The 23,258-nt window shown below is 70.0% G+C and carries 21 protein-coding genes; 6 read left to right on the forward strand and 15 right to left on the reverse strand.

Annotated features, from left to right (window positions below; all coding sequences use genetic code 11):
- Positions 1 to 43: 43 nt before the first annotated feature.
- Positions 44 to 1,423 (reverse strand): FAD-binding oxidoreductase, encoded by a 1,380-nt coding sequence (locus tag OHA61_RS06640; protein ID WP_406302202.1) that lies wholly within the window; start codon positions 1,421 to 1,423, stop codon positions 44 to 46.
- A 51-nt stretch (positions 1,424 to 1,474) separates the two neighbouring features.
- Positions 1,475 to 2,404, reverse strand: coding sequence for an antibiotic biosynthesis monooxygenase (locus tag OHA61_RS06645; RefSeq protein ID WP_406302203.1), 930 nt, complete (start codon positions 2,402 to 2,404; stop codon positions 1,475 to 1,477).
- 129 nt (positions 2,405 to 2,533) lie between these two features.
- Between OHA61_RS06645 and OHA61_RS06650 the strand changes: the two genes are divergently transcribed.
- Both OHA61_RS06650 and OHA61_RS06655 read left to right on the forward strand, forming a co-directional pair.
- Positions 2,534 to 3,100, forward strand: a complete 567-nt coding sequence (locus tag OHA61_RS06650; protein ID WP_406302204.1) for a nucleoside deaminase — start codon at positions 2,534 to 2,536, stop codon at positions 3,098 to 3,100.
- Between the two features lie 91 nt (positions 3,101 to 3,191).
- Positions 3,192 to 3,974, forward strand: a complete 783-nt coding sequence (locus OHA61_RS06655; protein WP_406302205.1) for a TIGR02569 family protein — start codon at positions 3,192 to 3,194, stop codon at positions 3,972 to 3,974.
- A 245-nt stretch (positions 3,975 to 4,219) separates the two neighbouring features.
- Here OHA61_RS06655 and OHA61_RS06660 read toward each other — a convergent pair whose 3' ends face one another.
- Both OHA61_RS06660 and OHA61_RS06665 read right to left on the reverse strand, forming a co-directional pair.
- Positions 4,220 to 4,795, reverse strand: coding sequence for a TetR/AcrR family transcriptional regulator (locus OHA61_RS06660; protein WP_406302206.1), 576 nt, complete (start codon positions 4,793 to 4,795; stop codon positions 4,220 to 4,222).
- Positions 4,796 to 4,800: 5 nt separating this feature from the next.
- A complete protein-coding gene (locus tag OHA61_RS06665; RefSeq protein WP_406302207.1) occupies positions 4,801 to 6,237 on the reverse strand; it encodes an amidase in 1,437 nt (478 codons plus the stop codon).
- A gap of 55 nt (positions 6,238 to 6,292) precedes the next feature.
- Between OHA61_RS06665 and OHA61_RS06670 the strand changes: the two genes are divergently transcribed.
- Complete coding sequence (locus tag OHA61_RS06670; RefSeq protein WP_324979980.1) at positions 6,293 to 7,084, forward strand: SDR family NAD(P)-dependent oxidoreductase; 792 nt, start codon at positions 6,293 to 6,295, stop codon at positions 7,082 to 7,084.
- Between the two features lie 61 nt (positions 7,085 to 7,145).
- On the opposite strand, the gene OHA61_RS06675 is transcribed toward OHA61_RS06670, so the two are convergent.
- The 8 genes from OHA61_RS06675 to OHA61_RS06710 form a co-directional block, all read right to left on the reverse strand.
- Positions 7,146 to 8,669: an NCS1 family nucleobase:cation symporter-1 gene (locus tag OHA61_RS06675; protein ID WP_406302208.1), complete on the reverse strand. Its 1,524-nt coding sequence runs from the start codon at positions 8,667 to 8,669 to the stop codon at positions 7,146 to 7,148.
- Between the two features lie 14 nt (positions 8,670 to 8,683).
- A complete protein-coding gene (locus tag OHA61_RS06680; RefSeq protein ID WP_406302209.1) occupies positions 8,684 to 9,685 on the reverse strand; it encodes a TIGR03842 family LLM class F420-dependent oxidoreductase in 1,002 nt (333 codons plus the stop codon).
- Positions 9,686 to 9,697: 12 nt separating this feature from the next.
- Complete coding sequence (hydA, locus tag OHA61_RS06685; RefSeq protein ID WP_389373329.1) at positions 9,698 to 11,104, reverse strand: dihydropyrimidinase; 1,407 nt, start codon at positions 11,102 to 11,104, stop codon at positions 9,698 to 9,700.
- A 33-nt stretch (positions 11,105 to 11,137) separates the two neighbouring features.
- Entirely contained in the window at positions 11,138 to 12,421 is a 1,284-nt protein-coding gene (locus tag OHA61_RS06690) for an aspartate aminotransferase family protein (RefSeq protein ID WP_406302210.1), read from the reverse strand.
- Complete coding sequence (locus OHA61_RS06695) at positions 12,418 to 13,260, reverse strand: nitrilase-related carbon-nitrogen hydrolase (protein ID WP_361917937.1); 843 nt, start codon at positions 13,258 to 13,260, stop codon at positions 12,418 to 12,420. The genes OHA61_RS06690 and OHA61_RS06695 overlap by 4 nt, the downstream gene beginning before the upstream one ends.
- 258 nt (positions 13,261 to 13,518) lie before the next feature.
- Positions 13,519 to 15,117, reverse strand: coding sequence for a hypothetical protein (locus tag OHA61_RS06700; protein WP_406302211.1), 1,599 nt, complete (start codon positions 15,115 to 15,117; stop codon positions 13,519 to 13,521).
- Positions 15,118 to 15,222: 105 nt separating this feature from the next.
- Positions 15,223 to 15,603: a PPOX class F420-dependent oxidoreductase gene (locus tag OHA61_RS06705; protein WP_406302212.1), complete on the reverse strand. Its 381-nt coding sequence runs from the start codon at positions 15,601 to 15,603 to the stop codon at positions 15,223 to 15,225.
- Between the two features lie 246 nt (positions 15,604 to 15,849).
- Positions 15,850 to 16,107, reverse strand: a complete 258-nt coding sequence (locus tag OHA61_RS06710; RefSeq protein WP_406302213.1) for a helix-turn-helix domain-containing protein — start codon at positions 16,105 to 16,107, stop codon at positions 15,850 to 15,852.
- A 55-nt stretch (positions 16,108 to 16,162) separates the two neighbouring features.
- On the opposite strand from OHA61_RS06710, the gene map reads away from it, so the two are divergent.
- Entirely contained in the window at positions 16,163 to 16,930 is a 768-nt protein-coding gene (gene map, locus OHA61_RS06715) for a type I methionyl aminopeptidase (protein WP_406302214.1), read from the forward strand.
- 22 nt (positions 16,931 to 16,952) lie between these two features.
- On the opposite strand, the gene ggt is transcribed toward map, so the two are convergent.
- The gene (gene ggt / locus OHA61_RS06720; protein ID WP_406302216.1) at positions 16,953 to 18,770 is read right to left on the reverse strand and encodes a gamma-glutamyltransferase; all 1,818 of its coding nucleotides are present in this window, start codon (positions 18,768 to 18,770) and stop codon (positions 16,953 to 16,955) included.
- Between the two features lie 105 nt (positions 18,771 to 18,875).
- Here ggt and OHA61_RS06725 point away from each other — a divergent pair, with 105 nt between their 5' ends.
- Positions 18,876 to 19,619 (forward strand): hypothetical protein, encoded by a 744-nt coding sequence (locus tag OHA61_RS06725; protein ID WP_406302217.1) that lies wholly within the window; start codon positions 18,876 to 18,878, stop codon positions 19,617 to 19,619.
- Here OHA61_RS06725 and OHA61_RS06730 read toward each other — a convergent pair.
- Together OHA61_RS06730 and OHA61_RS06735 are read right to left on the reverse strand one after the other, a co-directional pair.
- On the reverse strand, positions 19,616 to 20,896 hold the full coding sequence (locus OHA61_RS06730; protein ID WP_406302218.1) for a cytochrome P450: 1,281 nt from the start codon (positions 20,894 to 20,896) through the stop codon (positions 19,616 to 19,618). The genes OHA61_RS06725 and OHA61_RS06730 overlap by 4 nt on opposite strands.
- Positions 20,897 to 20,924: 28 nt before the next feature.
- Positions 20,925 to 21,467: a PH domain-containing protein gene (locus OHA61_RS06735; RefSeq protein WP_406302219.1), complete on the reverse strand. Its 543-nt coding sequence runs from the start codon at positions 21,465 to 21,467 to the stop codon at positions 20,925 to 20,927.
- A 166-nt stretch (positions 21,468 to 21,633) separates the two neighbouring features.
- Between OHA61_RS06735 and OHA61_RS06740 the strand changes: the two genes are divergently transcribed.
- Positions 21,634 to 23,223 carry a CocE/NonD family hydrolase gene (locus OHA61_RS06740; protein ID WP_406302220.1) on the forward strand — a complete coding sequence of 530 codons (1,590 nt, stop codon included), beginning with the start codon at positions 21,634 to 21,636 and terminating at the stop codon, positions 23,221 to 23,223.
- Positions 23,224 to 23,258: the final 35 nt, after the last annotated feature.

Here is a 23,258-nt window from a genome sequence, read left to right on the forward strand (position 1 = left end):
ACCTGTTGTCACCGAAGGTGACTTCGCGAACACGTTCCGCAGTTCATCGCCCGAGATAGGAGAAGAAGACGTCCTCGGGGTCGTAGCGCGCCCTGAGCCGTTCCAGGCGGTCCCAGTCGGACGGGCTGAAGGAGCGCCGGGCGCGGGAGGGATCGGCCGTGAGGTCGGCTTCAGCGATGTAATGGCCCGTGCCGAGGGGTTCGACGACTCGCATGGCTTCGCGCAGCCAGCGCGTGTTGGCGTCGTCCTGGGCCGGAGAGTCCCAGATCGCGAACGGGACGACATAACTGTCGCCGAGCACCGAGAAGGCCATCTCGTGCTGGAGCGCCTTGTCCCGTGAGACCGGTGACACGGGGGCGAGTACGAGGGACTTCTCCGAGGGTGCCGCGGCGACCACGGCGGCGAGCCTCGACAGCAGGGTTTCGTAGTCCGCGTCCGACCACAGGGTGTCGACGGCACAGCGGTAGCTCGCCGGCCACAGGGTCCCGGAGGACTCGTCCAGGGCCTCCAAGGAGGCCGGCTCGTCGGCCTGGATGAATATGGCACGGTCGTCGAGCGGGCAGGCACGCAGCGGCCCGAGAGAGCGGATCGCCTCGTCCTGACTGTCTGCGAAGGCGGTGGCCGCGACGACGACCACCTTGGGCCTCGGCGTGGCCGCCGACATGACCGGGTCGGCGGTGCCCATCAAGAAGGACAGTTCGACGGTCGGCGGGAGTTCGGTGACGGCATCGCTGACCCAGCGGGTCACGGGTACGACGTCCGCCAGCGCAAAGGCGTACGTGGTCGTGACGATCGCCTTCGGGAGCGGGTACAGGGCGAGGCGGAAGCCGGTGACAATCGCGAAGAAGCCGGGGCCGGCTCCGCGCGCCGCCCAGAACAGGTCGGAGTTCTCCTTCGCGTCGCACTGGACGACCTCACCGGCGGCGGTGACGGCTTCTATCTGCCGCACACTCGCGCAAGCCGGCCCCAGCGCGCCGGAGTTCCAGCCGAGACCGCCGCTGAGTAGGTACCCGCCGAGGGCGACGGATCCGCAGTGCCCGGTGGGGAAGGCCAGGCCGTGCCGGGAGAGTTCGGAGGCGAGTGCGCCACCGGTGACGGCGGGCTGGACGGTCGCCGTGGCCGAGTTCGGGTCGATGTGGATCCGGTCGAGTGCGGCGAGGTCGATGAGCATGCCCCCGTCGCGCAGTGGCGAGCCGCACCAGCTGTGCCCGCCCGCCCGTACGGCGATGCGCAGACCCTCGGAGCGGGCGAGTGCCACGGCTTCCGCGACATCGCGCTGCGAGGCGACCCGGACGATCAACTCGGGGAACCGGTCGGGCTTGAGCCCGTTCCACAGGACACCCTGCCGGGCGCTCTCGTATCCGGCATCGCCCCGCCGGACGATGTCTCCCTCGATACGCCGCGCCTGTGTCTGTCCGCCCACGATGACCCCATTGGTTGACCAGTCGTCAGTCCGTCGTCAGTCGGTCCTCAGTCAGTCAGTGGTCAGGCCGAATACCAGGATGAAGACCGCCCAGCACAGCATCACGACCAACGCACCCCCCACATGCGTACGCGCGGAACGTGCCCGGCTCGGCAGCAGCCAGAACGCGAGAGCTCTGTTGACCAGCGGCATCAGCACCCAGGTCAGGATGGAGACACTCAGCACATTGGAGATGAACAGGCTCAGATACCCGGGAATGCCCCAGTCGTCGAATTCCTTTCCCACCGTCAGATTCAGAACCATCACCGTCGGATAGAGCGCCAGGACGACGGACATGGCCTGTTTCCAGTTGGACGGAATCCCTTCCTCGTCGCCCTCCCCGAAGCGGAACCAGCCGCTGAACGCCGACCCGATCTTGCGTACGTCGTACGAGGAGAAGTACTCGCGCCCCTCGTGCAGCAGCTTTTCGCGTTCGGCAGAGGCGAGCCATTCGTCGAGGTTGTCACGAGTGTCGTAGCGGAAAACAACCACCCAGTTGTCCTGGATCCCCTCCACCGGCTCGAACAACTCGGTCCCCATGAAACCGGGATGCTTTTCCTGCGCCTTCAGGACCTTGTCCTGCCAGCGCATGAAGTCGCGTTCTTTCCCCGGCCGTACGGAATGGGAGATGACCGCCGTGACAGCCGACGGCTCCTGAGGGGCGGGCGCTCCGCCGGCCAGTACCTCCTGGGTCGGGGTGCCGTCGAACAGCAGTTGCGCCTCGTCCAGGAGCCTGCGGCGAGCACCGGAGTCCAGCCATGCGGTCAGCTGGTCGACACGGGAGAACCGGAAGACCACCACCCACTCGTTCTCCTCGCCGGAGTCCGGCGGATACAGCTCCGCGCCCTCGAAGCCGTCAAAGCCCTCGGCCACGTGGTTGGTCTTCTCCTGCCAGCGCTTATAGGCGTCAACCCGGCCCTCCCGGACTTTCTGGGAGGTCACGACGGTGGCACCGTCGTGACCCGGGACACGGCTTGCAGTAACACCCATACGGAGTAGCCTACTACGTAGGGGAGTTATCGGACAAATGGGGGAATTGTAACTCGGTGTGTGGTGAAGCGGAGGTTCGACATGGGGCACAAGGAGTTTCTGTCGGAGGCGATACGCCTGGCCACCGAGTCCGTGGAAGAGGGATGGGGTGGCCCTTTCGGCGCGGTCATCACCCGTGACGGCGAAATCGTCGCCCGCGGGCAGAATCGCGTACTCCTCACCGGCGACCCCACTGCGCACGCCGAAGTGGAAACCATCCGCAAAGCGGTTCAGCGGCTCAACCCCGAGGCGCCCTCCATATCGGAGGAGCACCAGAACGAGAGCACGCTCGAATACATGCAACGTCCGGCCGGATCCCCCGACCCGGTACCGGAGAGAGCCCGGATGCTCAAGGGGTGCACGATCTACATCAGCGGCGCCCCGTGCCCGATGTGCATGAGCGCCATCTACTGGTCGCGGATCGACAACGTCTATTTCAGCTGCGACCTGAAGGCCACTCGTGAGATCGGATTCGATGACGCCTTCCAGTACGAGGACTTCATGAAGCCCCTCGACGAACGCAGGATCCAGATCGAGCAGATCCATCCCGAGATGGGCGCGAAGGCATACGAGGCATGGAGCACCAAGCCCGACCGGCATCCCTACTGAACTGACGGGGCGTCACCGAGCACCTCGAGTTCATCGAGTACGAAGGGAAAGTTCGGCAGCCATGCAAGCCAGCCGCCTACGCTTCCCGGCCATGACCCAGTCCCCCGCACCGTCCGCTCGTGTACTCACGGCTTTCGGGGCATCCGAAGCACCCGTCCCGCTCCCCGGTGGCCAGGGTTCCGCCTGGCGTTCAGGACCGCTGTTGCTGAAGCCCGCCGTCTCGGAGCCCGAGACGGTATGGCGCGCCGGCGTGCTGCACCATCTCCCGAAGGCCCCCGGCTTCCGGGTGGCCTGCCCCGTCCCGGCGGCGGACGGGGGCTGGGCGGCGCACGGCTGGGAGGCCTGGCGGCTGACCGGCGGATCCGCCGATCCGCACCGCGCCGACGACGTCATCCGGGCGGGCGAGGCGTTCCACGCGGCGCTCAGCGACCTGCCCCGTCCGCGCTTCCTCGCCGTACGGGACGACCCGTGGTCCCGGGCGGACCGGCTGGCCTGGCAGGAGACCGATGAGGTCCCGGACTTCCCGTTGCTCAAGCCGCTGTTGGCCGCCCGCGGCCCGGTCGAGGCACCCGCCCAGATCGTCCATGGTGATCTTCTGGGCACCGTCCTCTTCGAACCCGGCCTGCCGCCCGCCATCACCGACTGGCCGCCGTACTGGCGCCCGGCGGCCTGGGCCTCGGCGATCGTCGCCGTCGACGCGCTGTGCTGGTCCGCGGCCGACGCGGCGCTGCTGGAGCGCTGGTCGCATCTGCCGGACTGGCGTCAACTCCTCGTCCGCGCGCTGATCTTCCGTATCGCGACGCACGAGAGCCTGGACGAGGCCGCGGAGAGCGAGTACCGGCCGGTCGTGGACCTGGTCCTGACCGCGGGCTGACCGGGTCCCGCCGGGTGGTTTTCCCCACCCCGCCCCTTCCCGTAACTGGGGCTCCGCCCCAGACCCCGCGCCTCAAACGCCGGCGGGGCTGGATAGTGCGGCAGGGCCGCACATTCAGCCCGTCCGGCGTTTGAGGACATGCGGCCGAAGGTCGCATACGGGGGTCTGGGGGCTTGCCCCCAGTTCGGGAAGGGGCGGGTAGGGGAACAGGCCCGCCGCAGGCGGCGCCGCCCGCACCGCGCCGCCTACCTCGCCACCGCCCCCCGCGCCAGCAGCAGCAGCGCGTCGACCAGGTCCTGCGCCGGGCCTCCCGTCGCCAGGCGGCGGAGTTGGAGGCCCATCACCAGCGCGACCGTCGTCGCGGCGAGGTGTTCCGCGTCCGGGACGCCGAGGCCGGTGAGGATCTGCGTCGCCAGCCGGTCGTACGCCGCGAAGGCCTCCGCCGCGGCCTCCCGCAGCCGTTCGTCACGCCCGGCCTCGACGTACAGCTCGAAGGGCGCGATGTGCTCGCTGTCGAAGGCGGTGCCGCCGGCCACTTGGCCCGCCAGGGCGGCCGCGCCGTCGATGTCGACGCCGTCGCTCTGGCACTGGTCGGCGAGTTCGGTGAAGCGCCGGGTCTCCTCGCGTACGAAGTGCAGCAGGCTCTCGCGCAGCAGCTCGTGCTGGGTCTCGAAGTGGTACGTGACCGAGCCGAGCGAGACCCCGGCCTCCTTGGCGATCCGCCGGTTGGTGACCGCCGCGACCCCGTCCTTGCCGATGATGTGCAGGACGGCGGTGATGATGCGCTGCCGGGTGGGGGCGGAGCGGGCGGGGCTGGACATGGCGGTCATTGTTCCACCGGCACGCTCCCGGGGATCAGCGGGGCGGGCGGGCGCTTCTCGTACCAGCGCAGGTCGGCCTCCAGTTGGGCGGCCAGCGAGATCAGCCGCTCCTCGCTGCCTGCGGGGCCGAGCAGTTGGGCGCCGAAGGGCAGTCCGTCGGCCGTGAGACCGGCGGGGACGTTGACGCCGGGCCAGCCGAGGACGTTCCACGGCCAGGCGTACGGGCACGCGGCGGCCATGGTCGCGTCGGTGCGCCAGGCGCTGAGGCCGTCGAAGGTGCCGATGCGCGGGGGCGGGGCCGCGGTCGTCGGCGTGAGGACTACATCGAACCCGGACGAGTCGAAGATCGCGCCGATCCGCCGGTGCTGGCGGACTTCGCGGGCGCGGGCGGCCCGCACGACGCGCCCGCCGAGTGTCCGGCCGTGCCGCATGGCGGTGCGGGTGCGGGGGTCGAGGAGTGCGGGCTCGGGGTGGAGGGCGGCGACCTCGGCGATGCCCGCGGTGGCGCGCGGCACGAAGGCGAGGCCGATCAGCCCGTAGCGCGGCCGGGCTTCCTCGACATGGTGGCCGAGCCGGGCGAGTGCTTCGGCAAGTGCGGTGACGCCGCGGCGTACTTCGGGGTGCGGCATGCTGCGGGTGAGGGTGAGCGGGGGCCGCCAGGCGAGGGCTATGCGCAGTCGGCCCGGGTCGCGGCGGGCCGCGGCCGAGGCGTCGATCGCGGCCGGCTGGTGCAGGTCTTCGGCATGCGGGCCCTGCACCACGTCGAGCAGCAGGGCGGCGTCGGCGACGGTGCGGGCGAGCGGGCCGTTGACGGCGAGGCCCTGGAAGGCGTCCGCGTAGGGGTGGAGGGAGACGCGTCCGCGCTGCGGTTTGATGCCGACGAGGTGGGACCAGGCGGCCGGGATACGGACCGAGCCCGCGCCGTCGGAGCCGAGGGCCGCGGGCACGAGCCCGGCGGCGACCGCTGCCGCGGAGCCGCCGGAGGAGCCTCCGGGGGTGTGTTCGGTGGACCAGGGGTTGCGGGTGGCGCCGAAGGCGGGGCCCTCGGTGAACGGCCACTGCCCGAGTTCGCAGGAGTTGGTCTTGCCGACGATGACGGCGCCGGCCGCGCGGAGCCGGCGTACCGCCTCTCCGTCCCGCTCGGCCGGGGCGAGTTCGCCGGAGCAGCCGAAGAGGGTCGGCAGCCCGGCCACATCGGTGTCGTCCTTGACGGCGACGGGCACACCGAGCAGCGGCAGCCGCTCCCCCGCCGCGAGCCGCCGGTCGGCGTCCCTGGCTTCGTCCACGGCCCGTTCGCCGCGTGTCCAGCGGAAGGCGTTGATGGTGGACTGGCTGGCCTCGATGCGCTGGAGCGCGTCTGACACGAGCTCCTCCGAGGAGGTGTGACCGCCCCTCAACACCCTTGTGTGTTCTGCCAGTCCGCCGAATTCGTCTGTGGACACGACCGCCCCGCCTCCCTATTGTTCGTTCGAACGAACAGAACTGGAGGGTAACCAGATGCGCATCACCGGAGCAACCGTTCTGCTGACCGGGGTCACCGGCGGCATCGGCGGCGCACTCGCCGCCGAACTGTCCGCCAAGGGCGCGAAGTTGGTGCTGAGCGGCCGCCGCCGCGAGGCCCTGGAGCCGCTCGCCGACCGCTATGGGGCGCGCACGATCCTCGCCGACCTCGCGGACGACGACGATGTACGGCGGCTCGCGGACGAGGCCGCCGGTACGGACATCCTGCTCGCCAACGCCGCACTGCCCTCCAGCGGTGAGTTGCTGGACTACACGCCGGAGCAGATCGACCGCGCCATCGCGGTCAACTTCCGCGCTCCCGCGCTCCTGGCGCGGCTGCTCGCCCCCGCCATGGTCGAGGCGGGCCGGGGCCACATAGCCTTCGTCGGCTCGCTCTCGGGCAAGGCGGCGACCAAGTCCTCGTCGCTGTACAGCGGAACCAAGTTCGCGCTGCGCGGCTTCTCGCTCGCCCTGCGCCAGGATCTGCACGGCACGGGTGTCGGCGTCTCGGTCGTCCAGCCCGGTTTCGTACGGGACCTGGGGATGTTCGCGGCGACCGGCTCGGGGACTCCCGCCGGTGTGCGTACGGTCTCGCCGCGGCAGGTCGTGAACGGTGTGGTGCGGGCCATCGAGCGCGATGTCGCCGAAATCAATGTCGCGCCCCTGGAGTTGAAGATCCTCAGCGCGATCGCAGGCCAGTTCCCGGGCTTCGCCGAACGGGTCCAGCGGCGGTCGGGGGCCGAGCCCACGATCCGCAAGATCGTGGAGTCCCAGCGGCAGAGCCGCTGAATCGGCGCGTGGCGCGAGCGGGCACCGAATGTGCTCGCTCGCGCCACCGCATGCGCGCCGTTCAGCTTGCGGTCAGCCGGGCCCGCTCCGGCAGCATCAGCACCATGTAGAGCACGAGCGAGGCCCCCAGCCCCACCGCCCAGCCGTAGTCGGCGAGCGGCTTCAGGAACGGGATGAGGCCGTCCTCGGGGAAGGGCCCCTTGCCTGGCGCGGAGTGCGATCCGCCCACCGCCAGCACCCCGCCGACCACAAAGGCCGCGACCGCGCGAGGATTCCAGCCGGAGGCGTACCAGTAGCGGCCGCCGGGGGTGTAGAGACCGGGCAGGTCGAGCACGGTCCGGCGGACGACCCAGTAGTCGGCGATGAGGATGCCCGCGACCGTGCCGAGCAGCCCGCCGACCAGACCGAGCCAGGTGAAGATGTAGAGCTCGGGTGTCTCGGTGAGCTTCCACGGCATGATCAGCACCCCGACGACGCCCGCGATCAGCGCTCCCCTACGGAAGTTGATCAGTTTCGGCGCGAGGTTCGCCAGGTCGTACGCCGGTGAGACGACGTTCGCGGCGATGTTCACCGAGATCGTCGCGACCAGCACGGTCACCAGGGCGAAGAGCAGCCCGAAGACATTGTCGGTCTTGGCGGCGAGCTGGACGGGGTCCCAGACGGCCGCTCCGTACACGGCCTGCGAGCCGGAGGTGACGAAGACCGACAGCAGGGCGAAGAGCGTCATGGTGGTCGGCAGTCCGAGCGACTGGCCCCAGATCTGGGCCCGTTGACCGGCTCCGAAGCGGGTGAAGTCGGGGATGTTCAGGGAGAGGGTCGACCAGAAGGCGATCATCCCCATCAGGGAGGGGAAGAAGACCGTCCAGAAGTCCGGGCCCCAGCCCAGCTTGGACGGCTGGTCGAGCAGCGGGCCGAGTCCGCCCGCCTTCGTGGCGATCCACACCAGCAGCACCAGCGCGCCGACGATGACGAAGGGCGCCGCCCAGTTCTCGAACCGCCGCAGCGCCTCCATCCCCCGGTAGATGATGGCCAGTTCGAGCGCCCAGAAGAGTACGAAGCACACCCACAGCGTCCACGGCTGCCCGCCGACCTCCGCGGCCTCGGCCCAGCCGCCGAAGATCTTGCCGAGCAGGACGAAGATGCCCTGGCCGCCGATCCAGGTCTGGATGCCGAACCAGGCGCAGGCCACCCCCGCCCGGATCAGCGCGGGCAGATTCGCCCCGCGCAGGCCGAAGGAGGCCCGGGCGAGAACGGGGAAGGGGATGCCGTACTTGGGTCCCGCGTGCCCGGTCAGCAGCATCGGGAACAGCACGATCAGATTGGCCAGGGCGATGGTGAACACCGCCTGTTTCCAGTCCATGCCGAGCGTGACGAGTCCGGAGGCGAGCAGCCAGGACGGGATGTTGTGGGCCATGCCGACCCACAGCGCCGCGAAGTTGTACGTCGTCCAGCGGCGCTGCACGACCGGTACGGGCAGCAGATCGTCATTGACGAAGCGGTTGTCGCAGGGTGCCGCGCCGGGCGCAAGCTCGACGCGGCCGTCCTGGTCGATTATGGATTCTCCGGAGGGGACGGTCGCAGTCACTGGCGGCTCGCCCTTCAGCCGTTGAGTGCCGGGATGATCTCGGAGCCGTACGCGTCGATGGTCGCTTCCTTCGCGTCGTGCATGTTGTAGACGGCGAACTGGTCCACGCCCAGTTCGCGCAGCGACTTCAGCTTCTCGATGTGCGCCTCGGCCGGGCCGAGCAGACAGAAGCGGTCGACGATGTCGTCCGGTACGAAGTCCGTCGACGGGTTCCCGGCGCGGCCGTGGTGGCTGTAGTCGTAGCCCTCGCGCGCCTTGATGTACGCGGTGAGGGCCTCGGGAACCAGGTCGGAGTGCTCGCCGTAACGGGAGACCAGATCGGCGACATGGTTGCCGACCATCCCGCCGAACCACCGGCACTGTTCGCGGGCGTGCGCCAGGTCGTCACTGACATAGGCGGGCGCGGCGACGCAGATGGTGAGGGATGCCGGGTCGCGTCCGGCGTCGGAGGCGGCCGTGCGTACGGCGGTGACCATCGACGCGGTCAGATACGGGTCGGCGAGCTGGAGGATGAAACCGTCGGCCTTCTGGCCCGTGAGCGCCAGCGCCTTCGGCCCGTATGCCGCCATCCACACCGGCAGCTTCCCGTCTCGCACCCACGGCAGTTGCAGCGGCTGGCCGTCGACCTCGGCCTCGCGGCCCTCGGCGAGGTCCCGGATGACGCCCATCGCCTCGCCGAGCCGGGCCAGGGTGTTGGGCTTGCGGCCCGCGACGCGCATCGCCGAGTCCCCTCGCCCGATGCCGCACACCGTGCGGTTGCCGAACATGTCGTTCAGCGTCGCGAAGGTGGAGGCGGTGACCTCCCAGGTCCTGGTCCCCGGGTTGGTCACCATCGGTCCGACGTGCATCTCCTGCGTGTGTTCCAGGATCTGGCTGTAGATGACGAAGGGCTCCTGCCAGAGCACCGCCGAGTCGAAGGTCCAGCCGTAGCGGAAACCGTTGCGTTCCGCGCGCTGCATGAGCGACACGACCGCCGAGGCCGGCGGGTCGGTCTGCAGGACAAGTCCGAAATCCATGAGGTGGAGCTCCTAGTTCAGGTACTGACAGGTGCCTCGGGGGGTGTACTGGCCGTGTCCCGCCCGGCCGGTGAACTCCCGCTGGTCGATGACCACTTCGCCGCGTGAGAGCACGGTCTCCACCTGGCCGGTGATCCGCTTGCCCTCGTAGGCGGAGTAGTCGACATTCATGTGGTGCGTCTCGACGGAGAGAGTCTGTTCGGCGTGCGGGTCGTAGATGACGACATCGGCGTCGGCGCCGGGGGCGATGGTGCCCTTCTTGGGGTAGAGGCCGAACATCCGGGCCGGTGTGGCGCAGGCGATCTCGATCCAGCGCCGGCGGGTGATGTGCCCGTCCAGGACGGCCTGGTGCAGCAGGTCCATCCGGTTCTCCACGCCCGGCAGCCCGTTGGGGATCTTGGAGAAGTCCCCGCGGCCCAGCTCCTTCTGGCCGCTGAAGCAGAACGGGCAGTGGTCGGTGGAGACGACCTGGAGGTCGTTCGTCCGCAGTCCCCTCCAGAGTGCCGCCTGGTGCTCGCGCGGCCGCAGGGGCGTGGAGCAGACGTACTTGGCGCCCTCGAAATCCGGCTCGGCGAGATTGTCGGTGGACAGGAAGAGGTACTGCGGGCAGGTCTCGCCGAAGACGTTGAGCCCTTTGTCGCGGGCGGCCGCGAGCTCGGCGACGGCTTCGTCGGCCGACACATGGACGACGTAGAGCGGGGCGCCGGCGACCCGGGCGAGCTGGATGGCGCGGTGGGTGGCCTCCGCCTCCAGCAGGACTTGGCGCACCTCGCCGTGGTAGCGAGGGTCGGTGCGGCCCTGGGCGAGTGCCTGTTCCACCAGGACGTCGATCGCGATGCCGTTCTCGGCGTGCATCATGATCAGCCCGCCGTTGGTGGCGGAGCGCTGCATGGCCCGCAGGATCTGCCCGTCGTCGCTGTAGAAGACGCCCGGGTAGGCCATGAAGAGCTTGAAGGAGGTGATGCCCTCCGCCACCAGGTGGTCCATCTCCTTCAGCGAGGACTCGTTCACGTCCGAGAGGATCATGTGGAAGCCGTAGTCGATGGCGCAGTTGCCGTCGGCCTTGGCGTACCAGGCGTCGAGTCCTTCGCGCAGGGCATGGCCGACCGACTGCACGGCGAAGTCGACGATGGTGGTCGTGCCGCCCCAGGCGGCTGCCCGGGTGCCGGTCTCGAAGGTGTCGGAGGCGGATGTCCCGCCGAACGGCAGCTCCATGTGCGTGTGCGCGTCGACGCCGCCCGGGATGACGTACTTGTTGGTCGCGTCGATGATGCGGTCGGCGGTCCAGCCTTCGGCCACGGCGGAGGCGTGCGCTGCGAGAGCGGCGATCCGGCCGTCCTCGATCAGTACGTCGGCGTGGATCTCGTCCGCGGCGGTGACGACCAGGCCGCCGCGGATCAGGGTGCGGGTGCTGCTCATGGGTGGTGCGCTCCCTCTCGTGCGTACGGTCGACTACACGTTGTGCAGAGCCTGTTCGAGGATTTCGGCGCCCTCTTCCGCCTCGGAGACGGTCAGCGAGAGCGGCGGGGCGATCCGCAGGACGCTGGTGTTGTGGCCGCCGCCCTTGCCGATCAGCAGGCCGCCCTCGCGTGCGGCTTCCAGGACGGCCGATGCCGCCTGTGGATTCGCCTCGTCGGTGCCGGGCTTGACCAGCTCGATGCCGATCATCAGGCCGCGGCCGCGTACTTCGCGTACGGCGGCGATGCCCGCCCCGATGGCTCGCAGCCGCTCGATCAGCAGACCGCCGACTCGGCGTGCGTTGCCCTGGAGGTCGTGCTCCAGCAGATACGAGAGATTGGCGATGCCCGCCGCCATGGTGATCGGGGAGCCGCCGAAGGTCGAAATGGAGTTGGCGTCCAGGGAGTTCATGACCTCGGCGGATGCGACGACTCCGCCGATCGACATGCCGTTGCCGATTCCCTTGGCGAAGGTGAGCATGTCGGGCGGCCCGCTGTCGGCGTGCGCCTGCCAGCCCCAGAAGTGCTCGCCGGTGCGGCCCCAGCCGGTCTGCACCTCGTCGGCGATCCAGAGGATGCCGTGCCGGCTCAGGACTTCACGGAACGCGGCGTACAGACCGTCGGGCGGGGATGTGAAGCCGCCCACGCCCTGGATGGGCTCGGCGATCAGCGCCGCGACCGAGCCGCGGGTCTGGCCGAGGATGTCCTCCAGGTCCGCGACACAGGCGTCGATGAACTGCGCGTCGGACAGCTGGGCGTAGGGCCCGCGGGTGCGGACGCCGCCGTGCACGTACAGCGTCTGCAGCGGGGAGAGACTGGTCGGCGACCAGCCCCGGTTGCCGGTGATACCGACCGCCGAGAAGGACCGGCCGTGGTAGCTGTTGCGCATCGCCAGGACCTGGTTGGACCGGCGGTATCCGGTCGCCAGCAGCAGGGCGGTGTCATTGGCCTCGGTGCCCGAGGTGGTGAAGAAGACCCGGGCGTCGGGGATGCCGGAGAGGGTCGCGATCCGCTCGGCGAGCTCGACCATCGGGCGGTTGAGATACAGCGTGGACGAGTGGACGATCCGCCCGGCCTGCTCGCTGACGGCCTTGGTGACCTCGGGCAGGGCGTGGGCGGTCATGGTGGTGAGGATGCCGCCGAAGAAGTCGAGGTAGCGATTGCCGTCCGCGTCCCAGACATGGCGGCCCTCGCCGTGCGTGATCTCGACCGGCTCCTTGTAGTAGAGGGCGACCCAGTCCGGGATGACGGCCCGGTGCCGGTCGTACAGGCTGGTCACGGCTGCACCAGCCCCTCGTACGCGTCCGGGCGGCGATCGCGGTAGAAGGCCCACTGCTGGCGTACGACATCGATCAGGTCGAAGTCGAGGTCGCGTACGAGCAGTTCCTCCTCCTTGTCGCTGCCGACCTCGCCGACGAACTGGCCCCGGGGGTCGACGAAATAGCTGGTGCCGTAGAAGTCGTTGTCGCCGTACTCCTCCTGGCCGACGCGGTTGATCGCGGCGATGAAGTACTCGTTCGCGACGGCGGACGCGGGCTGCTCCAGCTGCCAGAGGTAGGCGGAGAGGCCGCGCGAGGTCGCGGACGGGTTGTAGACCAACTGGGCGCCGTTCAGACCCAGTTGACGCCATCCTTCCGGGAAGTGCCGGTCGTAGCAGATGTACACCCCTACCCTGCCCACCGCCGTGTCGAAGACCGGCCAGCCCAGATTTCCCGGCTTGAAGTAGTACTTCTCCCAGAAGCCCCTGACCTGGGGAATGTGGTGCTTGCGGTATTTACCGAGGTAAGTGCCGTCGGCGTCGATAACCGCGGCGGTGTTGTAGTAGAAGCCCGCGCCCTCGACCTCGAACACCGGGACCACGATCACCATGCCGGTCTCGCGGGCGAGCTCCTGCATCCGGCGGACGGTGGGGCCGTCCGGGACGGGCTCGGCCCAGCGGTAGTGCTCGGGCTCCTGGACCTGGCAGAAATAGGGAGCGTTGAACACTTCCTGGAAACCGATCACTTTCGCGCCCTGGCGGGCCGCCTCACGGGCGTGTTCCTCGTGCTTGGCAATCATGGATTCGGTGTCGCCGGTCCAGGTCGCCTGGACGAGTGCGGCGCGTACGACGTTGGCCATGAGCTGCTCCTTCGACGCGGGGTCAGAGACCCTCTACGCACGTAGATACTTGCGTAGGAGGAGAACGTAAGCCCCGTCACACACTGGGGCAAGACCATCGTCGTTAACCGGCAGAGTCGATCATGTTTCACACCCGAGCGGTCCACACCGAATGGCGTCGGCCCGGGATGTGGTGATCAGCCGCGGACCAGGCCCGGGGCAAGGTACGGGGCCAGGCACGGGATCGGGCCGCGGTTCGGGCCGCGAGTCAGGCTCGGTTCAGGCGCCGAGATGACCCGCTACGCGCAGCGCGTGCACAAGATCGCGTTCATGCGACGTGGAGATCGTGCGTGCGGCGTCGAGCAGTTGCGGCACCAGCCTGCGCGAGTCGCGGTCGGCGATCCTGACGGCGTCCTCGGCGGAGTGGAGCTGGACGAACGCGGTCAGTAAAGCCCGCGCCTCAAGATCGCGGCCCTCGTCCTCCAGGGCGAGCACGGCCGCGGCGATGTCGCCGGCGGGGCGGGTCACGCCCTGCCGGAGCAACCGTCGGCTGTCGTCGGTGCGGCCGGCCGCGGCGAGTGCGCCCGCGGCGGCCGCAAGCCTCAAAGCCGGCTGCGATGCGGTCTCCCACAGCAGGGTGGTCCAGTCGGCGGCGAGACCCGCGCGGTGCAGCTCGGCGGCGAGTACGGGCAGCCAGGAGGCGGGCCGGGCCGCCGCCTCGCAGAGCACGGCGTGCGCCTCGCCGCTGCGACCCTCGGCCCGCAGGCGCCCGAGCGTGGCGACGGTGTCACGGGCAGCCTGCCGAGCCCCGGCAGGGGGCTCGGGCGCGGTGGGCGTCTGCTGCTCCGTGGGCGCGCCACCGAACCGTGCCCCGCGCGGTGTGTCGCCGACGACGGGCAGCACGGGCACGGCGGCGACCTCGTCCCCGCTCCCCTCGACCCCGGCGAACCGGGCGCCGCGGGGGCGCCGCTTCTTCTTGCCGGCGGCGCGGTCCGCGGGGTGCGCAGCCGCCGGAGCTGTCGGGTCCGCCTGGGCGGGCGGGCCGTCGTGGGGCGCGGCGGGCTGGGGCCGGAACCACTCGTCGGGCAGAGCGGGTACGCCGGCGGGTGCGGGGGCTTCGTACGCGGGGCTCACGGGCGCGCCCGGCTGCGGCGGCACGGCGCTGTTCGCCTCGTACGCAGGACCTGCGGGCGCGCCCGGCTGCGGTACCGGGGCGTGGGCACCGGCCTCGTGCTGCGAGTCCCCTCGCTCCCGGAGGTCCATCCGGCCGTCGGCCTCGATACCCGGCGGCTCATGTGCCGCACGCGCCGCGAAGCCCGACCACTCCTCCGGCTCCCCGCCGTGCTCCGGCCCGGCCGCTCGCGCCGGGGCCCCGCACAGCACCGTGTGGCGGGCCCGCAGCTCGCTCACCCGGGCCGTCGCGCGGGCGTAGTCGTCGCGCGTCCACTCCAGTTCGCCTGCCAGCTGTTCCGCCGCCGCGCTGCCCTCCGGCTCCCCCGCCAGGCGGCGCAGCAACTCATCCGCGCGGCCCGTCGCGTACACCTCTTCCCGGAGCATCAGCTCCAGCCGCTCCTCCAGCGCCTCGCGGCCGCCTGGCAGCCGGTCGTGCGCCGCCGCCGAGTCCGCGTGGAGCTGGCGCGCGCGTACGGATTCCACCTGCGCGAACTGCCTGCCGCGCACCCCCGCGAGGTCCTGGAGCAGCGATTCCACCACGTCCCAGGGCGGGATCTCGGTCCCGTCCAGACAGGCTCGCATGCCCTCGGGATCACGCTGCCAGAAGATTCCGTACCAGCCGCTGCCCGGGTCGATGAGCGCCGCGAGCCCCTTGAGGTATCGCGCGAACACGCCGGTCTCGACCGGAAGTTGATACACCGCCATCGCTGCCGCCCCTGCCCCACCGTCGAATGGAACCTTCCAGTCTGGAAGCTTCCAGTCCGCAGGCATTCGACCGCAGGCGTGTTACGACGCTGTCACGCAGTGTTTTCAGATAGTCACCGCGATGCCGGTGTGCGGCCGCTTACCGAGCCGTACGACCGTGGCCGGCCAGTCGACAAGCCAGAACTGCCAGGTGTACTTGCGGGAGAGCAGCTTGCGGATGGCGCCCGTCCCCTCGTCGTCCAGCAGCCGCGCCGTACCCTCCGCGCTCGGCGCACCCTCCGATATCCGGCCGCGCGCATCGCAGACGGTGACTGCGACGCGGCTGTTGTTGCGCAGCCGCTTGACCTTCCAGGAGTCGGACCGGGTCCATACGAACAGCTCACCGCTGTCCACGGCGAACCAGACGGGTGTTGCGACGCCTGTCCCGTCCTTGCGGTAGGTGGTGAGGCTGGCGTATCTGGCGCTGGCGAAGTCCTCGGCATTCACGCGGCGAGCCTACGCCGGGCGGCAAGCCGTGGGCCCTGCCGGGGGCTGTTCCCCACCCCGCCCCTTCCCGAACTGGGGCTCCGCCCCAGACCCCGCGCCTCAAACGCCGGCGAGGCTGTATTACCGGCGGGAAATTTCAGCCCGTCCGGCGTTTGAGGACATGCGGCCGAAGGTCGCATACGGGGGTCTGGGGGCCTGCCCCCAGTTCGGGAAGGGGCGGGGTGGGGAACAAGCCCGCCGCAGGCGTCATGCCGCCGCGCGCGTCGGCGCGCAGCTCACCGCCAGCTCGTCCATGGACAGACCCAGCACCGCAGCCACCGCCGCCACCGTGAAGAACGCCGGAGTCGGCGCGCGCCCCGTCTCGATCTTGCGCAAGGTCTCCGGGGACAGCCCCGCCGCCGCCGCCACCTCCACCATGCTCCGGTCACCGCGCGCCCGCCGCAGCAACTGTCCGAGCCGCTCGCCGCGTTCGCGCTCTTGGGGGGTGAGAGGGGTGCGTACCATGCCGTTACTCTAATGCCGGTATTTCAATACCGGAAGAACCGGTATAGTAATTGGCATGATGGAGATCAAAAGCGATACGTCGATCGACGCGATGCGCGAGGCGGGCCGCATCGTGGCCCAGGCCCTCACCTCGGTCCGCGAAGCCGCGGCCGTCGGCGTCAGCCTGCGCGAGCTGGACGGCGCCGCCCGCGCGGTCCTCGCCGAAGCCGGAGCCGGTTCGCCCTTCCTCGACTACCGCCCCAACTGGGCGCCCACCCCCTTCCCCGCCGTCATCTGCGCCTCCGTCAACGACGCGATCGTGCACGGCATCCCCGACCACTACCGGCTGCGCGACGGCGACCTGGTGAGCATCGACTGCGGTGCGACCCTCGACGGCTGGGTCGGCGACGCGGCCGTCAGCTTCACCGTCGGCCGCGCCCGCCCCGAGGACGCACGCCTGATCGCCACGGCCGAAGAGGCCCTGCAGGCGGGTATCGCGGCGGCCGTCGTGGGCAACCGCATCGGCGACATCGCCCATGCGGTCGGCCGGGTCTGCCGCTCGGCGGGATTCGGCATCCCGGACGGCTTCGGCGGCCATGGCATCGGCCGCCATATGCACGAGGACCCGGGCGTACCCAATGAGGGCCGCCCGGGCCGGGGCATGCCGCTGCGTCACGGCATGGTGCTCGCGATCGAGCCGATGGTGATCGGCGGCGGCACGGACGAGCACCACACGGCGGGGGACGGCTGGACGATCCGTACGACGGACGGCAGCCGTGCCTCCCACGCCGAGCACACGGTGGCGATCACGGACGACGGCCCGCGGATCCTGACCGCTCTCTAGGCGCTCGCCGCGCCAGGCCCCGTCAGCCGCCGGACGGATGGACGACCATCGCCGAACCCCCGCCCCTGCGCACCTTCTCAGCCGCCGCCAGCCAGCGCCCGTCGGGCAGCCGCTGAATGCCTGTGGCCGCGCCGATCTCCGGGTTCTGCCGGAAGGCATGACCGATGGCTTCCAGTTCGGCGCGCAGCGTGCTGTTCCACAGCGCGGGCTCCAGCTCCGTGGTCGTCTGGTTGCGCTGGCTCGCGCGCGGCGCGGCGATCGCCTCGACCAGTGGCAGACCCCGGTCCAGATGGCCCGTCAGCGTCTGCAGCACCGTCGTGATGATCGTCGCGCCGCCGGGTGAGCCGAGGGCCAGGATCGGGCGGCCGTTCTCGAGCACGATCGTCGGTGAGATGGACGAGCGGGGGCGCTTGCCCGGGCCCGGCAGATTCGGGTCGTGGACCGCGGGGTTCGCGGGGGCGAAGGAGAAGTCGGTCAGCTCGTTGTTGAGCAGGAACCCGCGGCCCGGCACGGTGATGCCGCTGCCGCCGGTCGACTCGATCGTCAGGGTGTAGGCGACGACGTTGCCCCACTTGTCGGCGGCCGTCAGATGGGTGGTGTTCTCACCCTCGTACGTGGTGGGGGCGGCCGTTCCCGGCGTACCGCATGCCTCGGGCCTGCGCGGGTCGCCCGGAGCCAGCGGGCTGGTGAGTACCGCGTCGTCCTTGATCAGGCAGCCGCGGGAATCCGCGAAGCGCTGCGACAGCAGCTCCTTCACGGGCACGTCCTCGAAGGCCGGGTCGCCGACCCAGCGCCCGCGGTCGGCGAAGGCGATCCGGCTCGCCTCGATGAAGCGGTGCAGATACTGCGCCTGCGTGGCCTTGGAAAGGTCGCTCCGCTCCAGGATGTTGAGTGCCTCGCCGACGCTTGTGCCGCCCGAGGAGGCCGGCGCCATGCCGTACACGTCCAGACCGCGATAGGCGATCTTGGTGGGCGCGCGCCGGATCGTCTCGTACGACCGCAGGTCCTTCGCCGTCAGATCGCCGGGGCGTACCTTGCGCGTCGTGCCCGCGGCCACGGGTGGTGTGCGGACCGTGCTGACGATGTCGTCGGCGATGGCACCGCGATAGAGCGCGCCGACGCCCTTGCGGCCCAGTTCCTTGTACGTAGCCGCCAGGTCGGGGTTCTTGAAGACCGAGCCGACCACCGGCAGCGCACCGCCCGGCAGGAAGAGCTCCGAGGTGTCCGGGAAGTCCCGGAATCTCGCCTCGTTGGCCTGGGTCTGGGCACGGAAGGTGGCGTCGACGGTGAAGCCGTCCTTCGCCAGCCGCTCGGCAGGCTTCAGCAGCGTCCGCAGGGATCTGCTGCCCCAGGCGTCGAGCGCCGACTCCCAGGTCGCCGGGGTGCCGGGAGTGCCGACGCCGAGGCCGCTCGTCATGCCCTCCTCGAAGGGGATCGGCTTGCCGTTCTCCACAAAGAGGGAGGCGTCGGCGGTGCGGGGGGCGGTCTCGCGGCCGTCGATGGTGTGGACCGTGCGGGACTTGGCGTCGTAGTAGACGAAGAAGCCGCCACCGCCTATGCCCGCGGAGTACGGCTCGGTGACGCCGAGGGCGGCCGCCGTGGCCACCGCCGCGTCCACCGCGTTGCCGCCGCGCCGCAGCACCTCGATGCCCGCCGCCGAGGCATCGGCGTCGACGCTCGCGACCGCGCCGCCGTAGCCCACTGCGACGGGCGTCTTCACCGGGCTCGCGGCCGGTGGGGCGTGCGGGGGCGGAGCTGCCGCTCCGATCGAGACCACGGTCGAGACCACGGCCGCGGCAACGGTAAGAACCTGCACATTTCGTGCGGTTGAGCGACGCATCCGTACCTCCAGTCAACATACGTCCGCGCACTGTAACTTCACCGCCACTGCCCCGTCAGGACCGCATCGAACAATGGTCCGCAAACACCGCTAACATGCGCGCCCATGACTGACGACGTACGCAACATCGTGCTCGGCGTGCTGGCCGCCGGCATCAGCGCCACTCTCGGCTGGCTCGCCCGTACCTATCTGTGGCGGCGCAGACTCCGGCGTAAGCAGGACTTCTTCGGGCTGCCCGGGAACTCCGAGTCGCTGCTCGTCGTCAATCGCGAAGCCGGCAGGGACGGTTCCGTACACCGCTTCGATGTCTTCGCGCTGCTCGAACTCTCCGCGCTGATCAAGGACTGCGGGGCGAACGCGCAGATCGTCTGGCACGACATAGCCCAGCAGGGCTTCGGCGAGCGCACGGAATTCTGCGTCGGCGGTCCGGTCTCGAACCGGCGGATGGCCGCGCATCTGCACTCGCTGCTCCCCGGCGTGAAGATCAACACCGATCCGGAGCCGGGCCCCGACCAGGGCGCGTTCCAGATCGGCCCGGAGCGCTACCGCATGGAGCCGGGTGTCGCGGAGTACGTCCTGCTCGCCCGGCTCACCGCGGGCCAGGACGCCCGGCCCGTCTTTCTCTTCTGCGGCCAGCGCGCCATCACCAACCAGGCGGCCACCCGCTATCTGGCGCGCCAGCACGAGAAGCTCGCCCGCAAGCACGGCGGCAATTCCTTCTGTCTGCTGCTGAAGGTCGTCAACTCCCAGGCATACGGCGCCGATGTGGTCGAGCTGGTCTCCGATGTGACGAGGACGGCACAGACTGCCCTCCCCGCCGCGCGCAGTTCCCACCGCGCCGCAACCTAGACGGTCAGCGGCAGCGACTTCACGCCATTGATGAAGTTGGAGACGAGCCGCCGCGGCTGGCCCGCCATCGCCATCGGCGGCAGCAGATCCATCGCTTCCCCGTACAGGATCCGCAGCTGGAGCCGGGCGAAGTGGGCGCCGAGACAGACATGCGGGCCGTCGCCGAAGGAGACATGCGGATTCGGGGAACGGCCTAGGTCGAGCCCGTACGGCTGGTCGAAGACCCGCTCGTCGTAGTTGGCCGAGGCGTGGAAGACGACCACCTTGTCGCCGCCGCTGATGTGCTGCCCGGCGAGCGTGGCGTCACGAGTCGCGGTCCGGCGGAAGCTGAGGACCGGCGGGTGGCGGCGCAGCAGCTCGTCGACGGCTCGGTCCAGGTCCACATCGCCCGCCCAAAGCCTGCGCTGTTCGTCCGGGTGCTCGGCCAGTGTCAGAAAGCCACCGGGGGCGGCGCTGCGCACCGTGTCGTTGCCCGCGACCGTCAGCAGGAAGAAGAACATCTCCAGCTCCGCGCCGGAGAGTTCCGACTGCGCGAGCGAGGTCATGACGTCGTCGGCGGGGTTCTTCCGTTTGTACGCGGCGAGCTCCTGGGCGTAGCCGAACATCTCCTGGAGCATGGCCGGCGAGCGGGGATTGACCGGACGCCCGTCTGCTCCGAGCACCGGCGGCTCGTCGGGGTCCTGGTAGGCGATGACGCGCTCGGTCCACTTCAGCAGCAGTCCGCGGTCGCTCTCCGGGATACCCAGCAGGTCGGAGAGGTTGAGCAGGGCGTAGTCGTCGGTGACGGCGGTGACCAGGTCGAAGGCGGGGCCGCTGTCCCGTGCGGCGGTGAGCAGTTGGCGGGCGCGGGCCCGCGCGGCCGCGCCGAACCGGTCGATCCGTCCAGGGGTGAAGGCACGGCTCACCAGCCGTCGCAGGCGGCCGTGGTCCGGCGGGTCCTGGTTGAGCATCATGCGCCGGATGAAGGGCAGGTCGGCCGGGTCGGGGTCGCGGATCTGGGTGGCGCCGAGGTGGGAGGAGAAGGTCCCGGAGTCCTTGAGGACCCCGACCACGTCGGCGTGGCGGGTGACGGCCCAGAAGCCGGGGCCCGCGGGCCAGCCGAGGACTTCGTACTCCTGCTGCCAGGCGACGGGGTGACGGTCGCGGAGCTCGCGGAAGGCGGCGTGCGGCAGACCGGCGGCGTAGATCCGCGGGTCGAAGACATCGGGCACGCCCGGACCGGCCACGCTCGGACCGGGCTCCCCCGGACCGGGCTCGCGCTCTTCGGGCCTCGTCATTGCTCCATTGTCGTACGCGGACACCCGTCTACCGCGGCGTTTCATCGGTGATGGTGATCCCTGTCGGCGCGTACTGCCTGATGGCGTCCAGCAGTTCGGCCGGATCGACATCGAAGACCTGCGTCTCGAAACAGAGCCCGTCGCCACCCGGACGCTCCAGCTCGGGGCCGAGCCTGCGGTGCGCGGCCCGCAGTCGGCAGGTGCGCGGGAGCTTCCCGACGGGAGCCTCGCAGTCGACGAAGACGTAGCGGGAGGAGGCGCTCACCCCCCGGACCGCGGACCAGGGCACGGTTCTGGCGGGCCAGGCCGGCAGCCGTACGGTCAGCCCGTCGGCGTCGACCGTCAGCCCGAGCGGTCGCACGAGATGCGCGGCGCAGCTGACCGCGATGAGGGCGATGGGCACGCCGAGCACCGACAGGGCGATCCCGCCCGCGGTGCCGTTGGGCCCTTCGACGATCGCCGCCACGGCGATGCCCCACACGACGAGCAGCACGAGCGCGGCGACGGGCACCCACTCCACCCGCCGTCTCAGCCGCAGTTGCAGGTTCGTCCCATCAGTCGTCGCATCCACAGCGCGAGCGTGCCGCTCCGTCCGCCAGAACACCAGGGGCTCACGCGCCAACTGACACGACGTCCAATAATCGTTACCGTCGCGTAACTTACCGAGGAGTTACCCCAAGTAAGTCCTCAAGGTTACCGTCGGGTCACTTTGCAGTGACACGAGTGAGGAGTGACCCGTGGGACAGTCGCGCAAGGCCCTGCGTACGACCGCGATCGGTACGGTCTCCGCCGCGCTTCTCGCCGGACCGGCCGTCGGGGTGGCTCCCGCCGTCCCGATGGCCGGCGACCAGGCCCAATCCGCCACCGCGGACGTACGGTTCGTCGACATCACCGGTGACGGCGGCACCGTACTCAAGGCCAATGTCGTCACGCCCGCGGGCTCCGACGGCACGCGCAGATACCCCGTGATCGTGCTGCCCACGAGCTGGGGACTGCCCCAGATCGAATACCTTGCGCAGGCCAAGCAGCTCGCCGACTCGGGCTACGTCGTGGTGACTTACAACACCCGCGGCTTCTGGCAGTCGGGCGGCTCCATAGAAGTGGCGGGACCGCCCGACATCGCCGATGCCTCCAAGGTGATCGACTGGGCGCTCGCGAACACCCCCGCCGACCCCGGCAAGGTCGGCATGGCCGGCGTCTCGTACGGCGCGGGCCTCACGCTCCTTGCCGCCGCCCACGACAAGCGCATCAAGGCGGTTGCCGCCCTCAGCGGCTGGGCCGACCTCGTCGAGTCCATCTACAGCGGCCGCACCCAGCATGTGCAGGCCACCGCGATGCTCAGCGGTGCGGGGTATCTCACCGGCCGGCCGAGCGAGGAGTTCAAGCGGATCACGGCGGACTTCTTCTCCTCCAACCTCGCCAAGGAGCAGGAGCTGATCGACTGGGGGAAGAAGCGCTCCCCCGCCACCTATCTGGACCGGATCAACGCCAATGGCGCGGCGATCATGCTCGGCAACGCCTGGGGCGACTCGATCTTCCCGCCCAACCAGTACGCCGACTTCTACGAGAAGCTCACCGGTCCCAAGCGCCTGGAGTTCCGCCCGGGCGACCATGCGACGGCGGAAGGCAGCGGTCTGTTCGGTCTGCCCAACGACAGCTGGACCAGCGCCCATCGCTGGCTCGACCACTACCTCAAGGGTGCCGACAACGGCGTGGACCAAGAGCCGCCGGTCCGCATCAAGTCCCGTTCCACCGGCGGATACGAGAACTACCCCGACTGGAAGTCGGTGGCCGCGACCGAACGGAAGATCGAACTCGGCGGGTCCAAGCGGATCTTCGCCAATGTCGACTCGGGCGCCAACGGCGGGGTCATCTTCCTGTCCAGCATCCTGGACCAGTTCGCCAAACTGCCCCCGATGGCGTCGATCCCGCTGCTGCCGCGTCTCTTCGCCGCCGTCTGGAAGTCCGAGCGCTACGGCTCGGAGCAGCAGATCCGCGGCACGGCCAGGATGCACACCACGGTCACAAGCACCAAGGAGAGCGGCACCCTCGTCGCATACCTCTACGACGTGGGCCCGCTCGGCCTCGGCAAGCTGGTCAGCAATGCGCCGTACACCTTCCACGGCATGACACCCGGGAAGCCGTTCGCCGTCGACCTGGAGCTCTTCTCCACCGCCTACGACGTCCCGGCGGGCCACCGTCTCGCCCTGGTCGTCGACACTGTCGACCCGCTCTACATCGAGCACAACCCGTCCGGCGCGCAGCTGACCTTCTCCTCGTCCGCAGCCGACCCGTCATATCTGTCGGTCCCGCTGCGCGAGAAGTGATCACCGGCTGCCGCCGGGCGGGAATGGCCCTGAGC

Origin of the sequence: Streptomyces sp. NBC_00885, from assembly GCF_045207475.1 — a bacterium.
In the GTDB taxonomy this organism is placed as follows: domain Bacteria; phylum Actinomycetota; class Actinomycetes; order Streptomycetales; family Streptomycetaceae; genus Streptomyces.